12 protein-coding genes and 1 tRNA gene are annotated in these 11282 nt (G+C 67.6%); 9 read left to right on the plus strand and 4 right to left on the minus strand.

Annotated features, from left to right (window positions below; all coding sequences use genetic code 11):
• Positions 1 to 87 precede the first annotated feature (87 nt).
• From mycP to OG413_RS16490, 3 genes are all read left to right on the plus strand, one after another.
• Positions 88 to 1395, plus strand: coding sequence for a type VII secretion-associated serine protease mycosin (mycP, locus tag OG413_RS16480; protein ID WP_323137867.1), 1308 nt, complete (start codon positions 88 to 90; stop codon positions 1393 to 1395).
• A 53-nt stretch (positions 1396 to 1448) separates the two neighbouring features.
• A complete protein-coding gene (locus OG413_RS16485) occupies positions 1449 to 1592 on the plus strand; it encodes a hypothetical protein (protein WP_266806318.1) in 144 nt (47 codons plus the stop codon).
• 281 nt (positions 1593 to 1873) lie between these two features.
• Positions 1874 to 2194, plus strand: coding sequence for a hypothetical protein (locus tag OG413_RS16490; protein WP_266806320.1), 321 nt, complete (start codon positions 1874 to 1876; stop codon positions 2192 to 2194).
• 437 nt (positions 2195 to 2631) lie between these two features.
• Here OG413_RS16490 and OG413_RS16495 read toward each other — a convergent pair whose 3' ends face one another.
• From OG413_RS16495 to OG413_RS16505, 3 genes are read right to left on the minus strand one after another with little or no spacing between them, the layout of a single operon-like run.
• Positions 2632 to 3069 carry an SgcJ/EcaC family oxidoreductase gene (locus OG413_RS16495; protein ID WP_266806322.1) on the minus strand — a complete coding sequence of 146 codons (438 nt, stop codon included), beginning with the start codon at positions 3067 to 3069 and terminating at the stop codon, positions 2632 to 2634.
• A 27-nt stretch (positions 3070 to 3096) separates the two neighbouring features.
• On the minus strand, positions 3097 to 4041 hold the full coding sequence (locus OG413_RS16500; protein WP_266806324.1) for a helix-turn-helix domain-containing protein: 945 nt from the start codon (positions 4039 to 4041) through the stop codon (positions 3097 to 3099).
• Positions 4038 to 4277 (minus strand): hypothetical protein, encoded by a 240-nt coding sequence (locus tag OG413_RS16505; RefSeq protein WP_266806326.1) that lies wholly within the window; start codon positions 4275 to 4277, stop codon positions 4038 to 4040. The genes OG413_RS16500 and OG413_RS16505 overlap by 4 nt, the downstream gene beginning before the upstream one ends.
• 873 nt (positions 4278 to 5150) lie before the next feature.
• Between OG413_RS16505 and OG413_RS16510 the strand changes: the two genes are divergently transcribed.
• The 3 genes from OG413_RS16510 (at position 5151) to OG413_RS16520 (ending at position 8672) form a co-directional block, all read left to right on the plus strand.
• The gene (locus OG413_RS16510; RefSeq protein ID WP_266806328.1) at positions 5151 to 5585 is read left to right on the plus strand and encodes a hypothetical protein; all 435 of its coding nucleotides are present in this window, start codon (positions 5151 to 5153) and stop codon (positions 5583 to 5585) included.
• 17 nt (positions 5586 to 5602) lie between these two features.
• Entirely contained in the window at positions 5603 to 7945 is a 2343-nt protein-coding gene (locus OG413_RS16515) for a hypothetical protein (RefSeq protein ID WP_266806330.1), read from the plus strand.
• 67 nt (positions 7946 to 8012) lie between these two features.
• Complete coding sequence (locus OG413_RS16520; protein WP_266806332.1) at positions 8013 to 8672, plus strand: hypothetical protein; 660 nt, start codon at positions 8013 to 8015, stop codon at positions 8670 to 8672.
• 131 nt (positions 8673 to 8803) lie between these two features.
• Here OG413_RS16520 and OG413_RS16525 read toward each other — a convergent pair.
• Positions 8804 to 8878, minus strand: a tRNA-Cys gene (locus OG413_RS16525).
• A gap of 210 nt (positions 8879 to 9088) precedes the next feature.
• On the opposite strand from OG413_RS16525, the gene OG413_RS16530 reads away from it, so the two are divergent.
• The 3 genes from OG413_RS16530 to OG413_RS16540 are packed head-to-tail and all read left to right on the plus strand — an operon-like array spanning position 9089 to position 11195.
• The gene (locus OG413_RS16530) at positions 9089 to 10594 is read left to right on the plus strand and encodes an MFS transporter (protein WP_266806334.1); all 1506 of its coding nucleotides are present in this window, start codon (positions 9089 to 9091) and stop codon (positions 10592 to 10594) included.
• Between the two features lie 35 nt (positions 10595 to 10629).
• The gene (locus OG413_RS16535) at positions 10630 to 10827 is read left to right on the plus strand and encodes an Arc family DNA-binding protein (protein ID WP_266806336.1); all 198 of its coding nucleotides are present in this window, start codon (positions 10630 to 10632) and stop codon (positions 10825 to 10827) included.
• Positions 10827 to 11195, plus strand: coding sequence for a type II toxin-antitoxin system death-on-curing family toxin (locus OG413_RS16540; RefSeq protein ID WP_266806338.1), 369 nt, complete (start codon positions 10827 to 10829; stop codon positions 11193 to 11195). The genes OG413_RS16535 and OG413_RS16540 overlap by 1 nt, the downstream gene beginning before the upstream one ends.
• The last annotated feature ends 87 nt before the right edge of the window (positions 11196 to 11282 follow it).

Here is an 11282-nt window from a genome sequence, read left to right on the forward strand (position 1 = left end):
GGAGTGGCCTGCTTTCGTACCGCGGTTTCCGTCACACTCGGGCTTTTGCTGGTAGGCGCTGCAACCGCCCCGGCTCACGCAGAATCTGTGCGCTCCAAGCAGTGGCATCTTGATGCCATGCAGGCTGAGGAGATGTGGAAGGTGAGCACGGGGAAAGGTATCACTGTTGCTGTCATCGACTCGGGAGTGGATTCCACCAATGGCGACCTTCGAGGCCAGGTAATCAAGGGACTCAATCTGGAGAAAGATATTCCAGGAGATGAGTTCGACGACTACAACGGCCACGGCACCGGCATGGCGGGCATTATCGCCGGTACGGGTGAGAGCTATGGCGGGGATGGCGCCTTTGGTCTTGCGCCTGGAGTTAAGATTCTCCCGATTCGCATGCCGAAGTCCACGGATGCAGCCAACCAAGCTGCATCCGAGCGGGAGTTCAGCCGGACGGCTCCCAAGGCCATTCGTTATGCCGTTGATCACGGGGCTAAAGTCATCAACATGTCCTTGGGGCGGAAAAATAATTCTCAGGCCGTGTCGGATGCTGTGAAGTATGCGCTAGAGAAGGATGTGTTGATCTTTGCAGCTGCTGGAAACAGCGGCGACTCTGGCAATTTTGTGGAATATCCAGCTGGGACACCTGGAGTGGTCGGGGTCGGCGCCATCGGCAAGGACCTCAAGAAGACGAAAGAGTCACAATTCGGATCACAGGTGGACCTTTCTGCCCCCGGTGAAGAAATCGTCTACGCCTGTGCGGGTGAAACCGGTGTATGTAAAGGACATGGCACCAGCGATGCAACTGCCATTGCCTCCGCCTCCGCCGCCCTGATTTGGTCCAAGCACCCCGACTGGACCAATAACCAGGTCCTGCGCGTCATGCTCAACACGGCCGGTGGGCCGGTCAGTGGCGATGAGCGCACCGATGCCATCGGCTATGGCATCGTCCGACCCCGCATCGCTCTGAAGACCCCGGGCGACCCTGGCCCCGCCGATGAGTATCCGCTTCCCGACCTTGCGGCTGCCGAGAGTCCGGCTCCTTCTGCCAAGCCCTCGAAGGCCACGGGGAGTTCCGAGAAGAACGACGATGACCCCGCCGCTGCCGCTCCGGCGGCTGACGGGGACGGTGGCAGCAACGCCGGTCTTTGGATCGGCCTGGGCGTAGGTGCGGCCGTTCTTGTTGGGGCCGGTGTGGCGGTGGTGGCCGTCCGGTCGCGTCGCCGAAACGCAGCCGCGGCACCGCCGGCTGCCCCGTATCCACCGCAGTACCCAGGGCAGGCGTCGCCCGCTTACCAGCAGCAGCCGCAGGCCCAACCTCCGTACCCGGGCTACACGCCGCCTCAGAGTCAGCCTGACCCCAGCACGCCCTACGGCGGGGCTCCGGGCCAAGGGCCCCGCGCCTGAATTCGCGTCCGGGATCTGCAGGACGTTCAACATGCGCGCGTAATGACTGTGTTGTGAAGTGGCGCAATCTTCCGGGAAAGTTCAAGGCGGCGGAGCGGAAGTTCGAGACCACGGGCGAGAAGCGGCTGTGGGACTACGACTGGGAAGGCGAAGCCGCCGGCGCAGCGCGGGGCAAGGTCGGCATGGTCAAGAGGTAGCTCGACGCCGCTGCGGAGTAGGCCACCGATGTACACGAGCTGAAGCGCGATAGCCGTCACTGAGGCAGGAGGTCTGTCACCAGGGCCTCCGCGCGGGGCGGGGCTGGAAGCTGTGCCAGAACCCGTGACCTGTGACGTTCTGTGACAGTCGACCGGGCCAGTAGGGCCAGTGTGGCTCACGTAGTCACCTGGGACTCATCAGGTTCTTTCTTGTGGAACCCATGTCGATACCCAGGCGTCTGACCCCTTGACGGACAGCTGCCGATTACCCAGGAGGGCACGTGGCGACGAAGGACCTGACGACGGACGCGGCGAGGGAGAAGGACCGCGAGAAGTGGATGGCTCGTTTCCAGGTACGGCTGGCCATGCAGCCGGGCGTGGACCGGGCAGTGGTGCTCCAGGCGGTCAAGGAAGTCACGACACACTGCGCGGATACGGGAGAGCACCCGCGGACTGCTTTCGGCGACCCGGACGCCTATGCCGTGCAGGTTGCCGCGCGGCTGGTACCGGCGGACCGGGCGGCGCGCGCGAGGCGGCAGGACGCCGCAGTGGACGCGCTCGGCTCCGTGCTGAAAAAGGCCCGGGACGTCACCGGTCTGTGACCGGTTGAAGCGAGGCGCGCCACGGCTCGGCGCACGGGTTCTGACGCAGTTCGATCCGCCGGGGCTGTTGGGCGTCCGTGCTTGCGCGCTGCTGGTGACGGACGGCGTGTCGTCCCGGTGACAGCCATCGTGCTTCGGCTCAGTTGTGACCTAGCGGTTCAGGTGGCCGGTGAGTGTTTTACTCGGCCGGTTGAGCAGCGGGGAGCCCGGCTGCGACCGGCCGAGATGGTTGACATCGATCGGGACGACTGACGCTGAACCTTTTTCGAGGGGCGGGGCCGTCTCGATGGGCAGGAGAAACCTGCCGAAGCCAGCGGTCCGCGGCTTGCGGCCGGATTGGTGCCCGGCGCCGCCGACCGCCATTGACCGGGTGACGCCGGGAGTCCCTTCGCCGACCCGGCCGACGATCTCGTGCACGTCTACCCGGGCATCGTGCCTTACCCGGCGGCGGCCTGGGCGTCCAGGGCCATCGCGGTCTCCAACGAGATCAGGCGCGCGTTCTGCAGCGTCGCGACCTGCCAGCGGTCGGTCTGCCATACGACCGCGAGCAGCTGCATGAAGTAGCGGCTCGACAGCGGCTCCTGCTCGCCCGGCATCACCATGCCGACGCGGTGGTGCACCACGCCCCATCCCGGGCGGACGATCCGGGCGAACAGCACCTCGCTCCGCACCAGCCGGGAACCCTTCAGTACGGTGTCGAAGAGCGGCTGATTGAATGCGATTACCGCCTCGCGTCCCTTGTGAACGGTTCCCTCGAAGTCCACGAGCTCGGCGTCATCCGCGAAATCGGCGACGAACGCGGAGGCGTCACCGTGATTCCAGCCCTCGTTCATCCGGGCCGGGATGGCGCTCATCGATTCGACCGACTGTTCCATGTGATTGCCTTTCTGCTTTCTACGCTTTCAGTCACCATCCTCTGCGTGCCGGGCGGCGGACGCATTGACTATCTGCGCACGGTTGTTGGACGTGAGCGCCACCGCCTTGTACCCGTAGGTGGCCTTGAACAGCCGGCTGAAGTGCGCCGGATCGGCGAACCCCCAGTTGGCGGCGACGGCTGCGACCGTGCGATTGGTTCCGGCCAGGTCCGCGCGGCACCGCTCCAGGCGCCGCCGGCGAATCAGGGCCGCCACCGTCAGAGGCTGGTTCTCGAAGAGCTTGTGCAGTCGGCGCACGGACATGTGGTGCGCCGCGGCCACCTTCGCCGGGGCGAGATCCGGGTCGGACAGCCTCGCCTCGATGAAGCCGACGATCCGGGTGCGCAACGCCTCGTCGGCAACCGGACGTGAATTGCCCAGCTGGGCCGAGAGCGCCACCGAGATCAGCTCGATCACCGCGGCCGCCGACCTGTCCGCCTCGTCGGCACGGAACCCGTCCAGGGATCGCGCCATGTCCCGTGCGAGCGAGGACACCAGGGCTCCGGGGCCGCAGTCACCGCGAATACGCACTCCGGCCAGCCGGGCGGCGTCGTCCGGTCCGAGCCGCAGTGAGCGCCGCGGTACCAGCATGGTCACGTGTGTGGTCGCGGTGCTGGCGAACCGGACCGGCCGCACCGGGTCGATCAGGACCAGGTCGGCGGGCCCCAGTACAGCGGTGCTGCCGCCCTGCTCGGCACGTACCCATCCCCGTGTCACCAGCTCGATCTGCCACAGCTCGCTGTCGGCGTCGCGGGCGGACCGCGCGTCCCGGAAGCACTCGCCCTCCGGGGTCACCAGCTCGGCCAGCCTCAGGGGCCCCAGATCGCGGGTTACGACGTCGGCGCGGAAGTCGTCGCCGACGTGCCGCCGGCCGCGCAGGGGCGGCAGGCCGCTTGTCGCGAGAGTCTCCAGAAAGGCGTCGGCGTTGATCATGCGACGTCAGCGCGCGCGACGCGGAGCAGGACGCCGTTGTCGCAGGCGCCGTCGCGAAACCGCGAGCCCCGAACCACGCCCCAGCGGCGCGGGCCCGCCTTCTCCGGCGCGCGCCGTTCGGCGTTGTTCGTCACGTCCGACCACGCCTGGATTGCCATGCCCCGGAAGGCCAGGCGCAGCAGCTCACGCTGTGTGAGGCCGTCGATTTCCTTTTTGCGGTGCTCCGGGCGCTGCATGATTCCGATCATCACACAGCCCGAGCTCGGGTCGTGTTCCCCACGGTTGCCGAGACAGCTGTCCGCACCGGCCCGCTGCCACGTACACCACCATCCATGCCTCCCCGAGGGAACTCGACTGTTTCCCTTGGGTAAGGAAGCGGTGGCCCGTACCCGTGTGGCCGGTCTCTGTTTCGAGTGGGTCAGCCCGGAATTCGACGGTTCGAGGAACTGGCCGGCACGGATTCACGGGGGATTGGGAGGTGCCGCGAACCGAGGTGACGCGGTGGAGAACCCGGTGGCCAATCCGACCGTGCTTCATGCCGCATTCCTCGCCCTCGCCAAGAAGCTCAATGCGAGAACAACGGCGGGTTGCCCGAGAAGCTGGATCCGGACCTTCAGGCCTTGCCGTACGCCTTGTGGGGCTGAGTCCGTAAGGCGGGGAGGCCGGCCCGGACCGGGTGGCCTCAGCCGGTTGTACAGGTTTCCCGGAGGGCCGTGCGTCCGCGAGCCGGTCAGCCGGGGCGAGGACGCGGCCGACCGGTCGGGGCGGGACGCCGGTCTGGCGAGGGCGGGCTGCCCGGGGGCTTCCGGGTGGTCGGTCGGCCTGGGGTGCGCGGGCCGGGGTGGTGTTCGGTCGGGTGCTGGGCCGGGCTCCGGGTGAGAGTGGTGAGCGCGGTGTGGGCGGAATGGTGGAGCGGTGCGCTCCGGGGGAAGGCGGCGCGCCGTAGAACGGTCATCGGAAATGGAACTGTCTGCCTCGCTTTATGCGTTTGGGGCGGAAAGTGATCTCGTCTTGAGGTGACTTGGCCGAAACTGAGCCGCTAGCGTGGGCGTCATTGGTAGCGGAGCGGCTGGCTTCGGTGGCATCTGGGATTGAGTACGGGGGATTACGTGACGTTCGACTCAGAATGGGCGACGCTTCGTGCCGAATCGACGCAACGGGTCGATATGCGGCTGAACGGTGTACCGGCGGAGCCGGGAGGTTCCGGCGGGCCGGTTACCGCGGATCTTGCGGTGAACAAGGACAACCTGGGTGCTATCGGGCACGAGGCGTACGGTCTGCGGACCCGGGTGTCGAAGGACGGTGATCATGCCCGCCCCTCCACGTTCGACGCGGCCATCGCGCTCACCAACGGGAACTTCGAGAGCGGGTCGGGGCTTTTGAAGGTCCATGACCGGTGGAACACGCATCTGAAGACGTTGCTCGACGCGTGTGCGCAGATTTCGAATCACCTCAATTACACGACGTCTTCGCTCCAGAAGGACGATGTCCAGATCGCCGGGGATCTGATCTCGGTCTCCAAGCTCAATGAGTATCTGAAGTAATCCCCGGGGGAATTGACGTGCTGAAGTACGCAGACATTGTCGATGCGCCCATCGGCAAGCTCCAGACGGCCGTGACCGACTGGACGGAGATGGTCACCAAGCTGGACAAGCTGGCCACGGACGCCAATGACGGGATGAAGACCAAGGCGGACAAGGCCGAGTGGGAGGGCGAGAACGCCGGTATCACCAAGGCGTTCATCGGCAAGACCGCCAAGGAGTTCAAGGACGCCGCCGCCGAGGCCAAGGGGGTCAAGCTGATCCTGGAGGACGCCCACACGGCCATCAAGAAGGCGAAGGACGACCTGGCGAACATCCGGGACGTCGAGGGGCGTGACGCGGGCATCCACGTCGACGCCCAGGGCAAGGTGACGGCCCGGCATCCGCTGGAGGATGACAAAACGGCGCGGCACGACCCGGATTACCCCCTACTCCTGAGCAAGCAGCGGGCGTCCATCGAGGCGTGGCAGAAGAAGATCGACCTGATCGTCGACAACTGCAACGACACCGACGTGGCATTCAAGAACGCCCTTGAGGCCAACGTCACCGAGGGTCAGGACTTCAGCGCCCCGAAGTACCAGAACCTCGACCAGGAGGAAGCGGCCCGCGCCGCCGACCTGGTCTCCAAGGGCCGCGACATCAATCACACCGAGCTTGCGGCGCTCAATGAACTCCTGCACGACAACAGCAAGTCGCCGGAGTTCTCGAAGAACTTCTACGAGAAGCTCGGCCCGGAGAAGGCCCTCGCGTTCTTCGGGCAGCTCTCGACCGACACGTACGACTACGGCAAGGTCGACAAGGAGCGCCTGAAGGACGTCCAGGACCTCCAGAAGAACCTGGGCCTCAACCTGGCCACCGCCTCGCAGGACCCCAAGTTCACGGCCGAGTGGGGGCCGGAGCTGCGCAAGCTCGGCACCGAGCGCATCCCGCTGGCCAAGTACGACAGCAACGGGCCGTTCGGCTACCAGCTGCTCGGCGGCATCATGCGGTACGGGAACTACGACGCGAAGTTCCTCAACCCGATCGCCGAGCACGTGGCGCAGCTGCACCAGAAGGACCCGTACATGTTCGCCGAGAACAAGCAGGTGAACAGCCCCTTCAAGAACCCGTTCAACCCGTCCGGAGTGAACGGTTCCGGCTACGACCCGTCGGTCGCCATGCTGGAGGCCCTCGGGAACAGCCCGGACGCGTCGAAGCACTTCTTCACCGATCCGCCGACCGCGTACAACGAGGACGGCACGGTCAACAAGGGCGCGACGGCCGACCTCGGCAAGAAGGACGGCGAGGCGATCGACAACTACCTCGACTTCTTCGGGAACGAGAAGTGGGAGTCCTACGGAGACGTCGACTCGCTCGACCCGGAGGAGCTCAAGAGGTCGCTCAACTACATGCCGGACGCCCTGGGGCACGCCCTGGAGTCGGCGACCCTCGGGTATCCGTACGACAGCCCGGACGCCACCATCGTGCGGGACGCGGACAACGCCGATGTCATGCGTCAGGTGATGGAGAAGTACGGATCGGACGCGGGCCTGCTCAAGCAGCAGGAGGCGATGGCCGACAGCCTCGGGAACATGGGCGCGGGCTACATCGACGACATCAACTGGTCCCTGGAGAAGAACAACCCGGACAGCCTGTTCGCGCCGACCAAGAACCCCGAGGGACACCTCGACTTCTCCGACCTCGCCAGCAAGGACGGCGGCCGGGACGCCGCGCGCGGCTTCCTCAGCGCACTGGGTCAGCACCCCGACGCGTACGCCACCGTCTCCAAGGCCGAGCAGATCTACACCTCCAGTGTCCTGGAGGCGCAGTACCAGGACGGGAACATCAAGGAAGGCGCCGCCCGGTCGGCCGTGCACGTCGGCGCCGAGGTGCAGGGCATGCTCGACCAGTCGCGTGCCGACCAGGTCGAGGCGACGAACCTCAAGACCCACGAGGACTACGAGAAGGCCGTGGCCAAGCGGTCCGGCTGGGTCGAGTTCGGGGCCGGTGCGGCGGTCGCCGCCGGTGTCGCGTTCCTGCCGGTCACCGCGGCGGTGGGGACAGCGGCCGTTCTCATCCCGCTGGCGACGGACACGGCGAGCGGGGTCGCGGAACAGCTCATCGGCCAGGTCGTCGGCGACATCTCCGACAACTCTGTGGACAAGAGCAAGGAAAAGGTCGAAGAGCTCAACCACGATCAGAGGAAAATTGTCTACAGAGGCGGTGAATCGATGGCCGAGGCTCCCATGGAGCAGTTCATGGCCCTGCACCACATCGATCCCGACGGCGATCTGGGCCAGGACCTCAAGGAAGCGATGCGGGTCGGGTACGGGACCGGTAACGACCGCGAGAATCAGCAGGGCAACGATCCCGAGCCCGGCTGACGCCCGTAAGGGCTGTCCCGTAATCCCTGGGGCTGTGACCGGGGCGGAAGGATCGGTGAGAAAGGGCGTGGATCGGGTGCGAGTGGTGAGGGCGCTGTCCGTGATCGGGCTGGTGCTGACCGTCGGGGCGGGCGCGGTGGCGTGCGGTTCCGAGGAGGAGGAGTCGCCGTACGTGGGCGCCGGGGAAGTGTGCGGGGGTGTGTTCGCCGGTCCGTTGGAGAAGACCGTCGAAACCGTCACGGGCGCCACGTCCTTCGACCGGTCGGACGGCAAGGGCCTCGACCGGGTGGTCGAGGCGATCAAGAAGGGCCACGAATCCGGCCGCAGCTGGGCGACGGGCGCCGACCTCTGTGTCCTGGGCGCGGAAGGCGCCGGCCGGCGTGACGACGTGAAGATCAATTTTTCGATCTACGCGCCGCAGGATGTGGGGGACACGGACCTTCGCGGGGGCGCTCGCATGTTCTCCATGGGCGAGGAGGCCACGGCAGGGGCTGTCGGGGCCCGTATCAACTTCGAATGCGTCAGCCCGCAGCTCGACGGCTCGAAGGAACGGCCCGCGCGCATCAAGGGGGGCTTCGGGAACGCGAAGGACCGGGGGCCCGCCCCGGAGAATCTGGCCGCCAACCTGACTCTCGCCCATGCCGCGTCGCTCGCCGTGGCCAAGAAGCTCGGATGCGAGGACAACGGCGGTCTGCCGGAGAAGCCGGACCTTCAGCCCCTGCCGTAGCCGGTCCGCCCGCAGGCCGCAGCCCGCCCCCTGGTGAGCTGCGGCCCGCTGTAGGGCCCGCCACGCCCCGCACGCGGAAGAGGCCGCCCCGGTCGGGGCGGCCTCTTCTCGTGGATCGCGTACGGCGGAACTGGAGACCGTGACCGGATTCGAACCGGTGTAACTCGAGTTGCAGTCGAGCCCCTGAGCCTCTCGGGCACACGGTCGGGGTGTGGTGCGTCGTGCGTCGGGGTGTTCCCCTTGCTGCTGTCGACCGTAGGGCGGGCGGGGGCGGCAACTCAAGGGGCTGGGGCGCGCCGCAATACGACTGCCATACGCCGTTCATGACCGGAGCCGCCGGGCCTACGACCAAGGGATGAGTCCGGGGCAGTACATCGACAGGGTTCAAACGTTTTCTTGCCCCTTACGCTTGGGCCATGACCGCCCCCGAACCCCGTGACGTCGACGTCGCGCCTCCTGTGCAGCACCCCACCTCGGACCCGATGCCGGAACGGATATCCGACGTGGCCGTCGGCGACCCGGGCGACGCAGGCGAAGGGGTCCTCGGGCGGACCTACCGGGCGCTCAGCATCGGCATCGTCTCCGTCGTGCTCCTGATCGCGTTCGAGGCGACCGCGGTCGGTACCGCGATGCCGGTCGCCGCGCGGGAGCTGAACGGCATTCCGCTGTACGCGTTCGCGTTCTCCGCGTACTTCACCACCAGCCTGTTCGCCATGGTGCTCTCCGGGCAGTGGGCCGACCGGCGCGGCCCGCTCGGGCCGCTCGCCACCGGAATCAGCGCCTTCGCGGTCGGGCTGCTGCTCTCCGGCGCCGCGAGCGGCATGTGGATGTTCGTCGCGGGCCGGGCCGTCCAGGGGCTCGGCGGCGGACTGGTGATCGTCGCCCTGTACGTGGTGATCGGGCGGGCCTACCCGGAGAGGATCCGGCCCGCCATCATGGCCGCCTTCGCGGCGAGCTGGGTGATCCCCTCCGTCGTCGGACCGCTCGCCTCCGGAACGGTGACCGAGCACCTCGGCTGGCGCTGGGTCTTCGTCGGCATCCCCGTACTCATCGTCTTCCCGCTCGCCCTGGCGCTCCCGGCGATCCGTCGCATGGCCTCCGGCCCTGCGGACCCGGACGCGCCCGCCCCGCCGTACGACCGCCGCCGCATCCGGCTCGCGCTCGGCATCTCGGTGGGCGCGGGGCTGCTCCAGTACGCGGGGCAGGAGCTGAACTGGTTCGCCATGCTGCCCGCCGCCGCGGGGGTCGCGCTGCTGGTTCCGGCCGTGCGCGGGCTGCTCCCGCACGGCACGGTGCGCGCGGCGCGCGGACTGCCTTCGGTGGTGCTGCTGCGGGGGATCTCCGCCGGTTCGTTCATCTCCGCCGAGTCCTTCGTACCGCTGATGCTGGTGACCCAGCGCGGGCTGACCCCGACGATGGCCGGGCTCTCGCTCGCCGTCGGCGGTGCGACCTGGGCGCTCGGTTCGTACGTGCAGTCCCGGCCGCGCCTGGAGGTGCACCGGGAGCGGCTCATGGTGACCGGCATGGTGCTGGTCGCCGCGTCGATCGCCGCCGCGCCCTCCGTACTGATCGAGGCCGTGCCGGTCTGGGTCGTCGCCGTCGCGTGGGCCTTCGGGTGCTTCGGCATGGGCATGGTCATCGCGTCGACGAGCGTCCTGCTGCTGAAGCTGTCGGCCCCCGAAGAGGCGGGGTCCAACTCCGCCGCGCTCCAGATCTCCGACGGTCTGTCGAACGTCCTGCTGCTGGCCGCCGGGGGCGCCGCCTTCGCCGCGCTCGGCGGCGGGGCGATGGGGGCGGCGCACGGGGCGGTGGGGTCGGGGGCGTCCGGCTCGCACCCGGGGGCGTTCGCCGCGGTCTTCCTGCCGATGGCGGGGGTGGCGCTGGTGGGGGCGTGGGTGGCGGCCCGCGTGCGGGTCAAGTAGCGGCACCGACTGGTACCGCTCGGTACCATCGATCCATGGCTGGTCTGAATCTGCGGTTCACCGAGGAAGAGCTGGACGCGCTGCGCGCACGCGCCGAGGCGGAGGGGCGGAGCATGCAGTCGTTCGCCCATGAGGCGGTGATCACCGCCATCAACGAGCACGCCCGGCTTTTCAATGAGGCTGCGGATCATGTCCTGAAGGCGAGCGAGGAGCTCAACCGGAGGCTCGCCTGATGCGGTACCTGACGCTGCCCGAGCTGCTGAGCCTCGCGGAGCGACTGGGAGCGGCCGAGGTACGCGACTACGGGCTGCTCGATTCGGCTCTGGCGAGGCCGCAGGCGAGTGTGTTCGGCCAGGACGCGTATCCGGACGTGTGGCAGAAGGCCGCGGCTCTGATGGAGTCCCTGGCGCGCAACCACTCGCTGGTGGACGGCAACAAGCGCATCGCCTGGTACGCGACCTGGGTCTTCCTGCACATGAACGGGCATCCGCTGAACGCGAGCTTCGATGTGGACGAGGCGGAGACGTTCGTGCTGGATGTGTGCCAGGGCGCCCTGGACATGCCCAAGATCGCCGAACAGCTGCCCGGGTTCGCCGTGTAGGCGCTCCTGTGAAGAGCGTCTCAACGGGCCCGAACCACGGCTCGTTCGTACGGGGTTCCGGCCGGGCCGCCGGTAAGGTGGCCCGGT

The sequence above is a fragment of the Streptomyces sp. NBC_01433 genome (genome assembly GCF_026340105.1).
Taxonomy (GTDB): domain Bacteria; phylum Actinomycetota; class Actinomycetes; order Streptomycetales; family Streptomycetaceae; genus Streptomyces.

Coding starts and splice junctions, on each gene's coding strand:
- OG413_RS16495 (WP_266806322.1), bottom strand. CDS start 3,069: ATGGAACAGTCGGTCGAATCGATGAGCGCCATCCCGGCCCGGATGAAC.
- OG413_RS16500 (WP_266806324.1), bottom strand. CDS start 4,041: ATGATCAACGCCGACGCCTTTCTGGAGACTCTCGCGACAAGCGGCCTG.
- OG413_RS16505 (WP_266806326.1), bottom strand. CDS start 4,277: ATGCAGCGCCCGGAGCACCGCAAAAAGGAAATCGACGGCCTCACACAG.
- OG413_RS16530 (WP_266806334.1), top strand. CDS start 9,089: ATGACCGCCCCCGAACCCCGTGACGTCGACGTCGCGCCTCCTGTGCAG.
- OG413_RS16535 (WP_266806336.1), top strand. CDS start 10,630: ATGGCTGGTCTGAATCTGCGGTTCACCGAGGAAGAGCTGGACGCGCTG.
- OG413_RS16540 (WP_266806338.1), top strand. CDS start 10,827: ATGCGGTACCTGACGCTGCCCGAGCTGCTGAGCCTCGCGGAGCGACTG.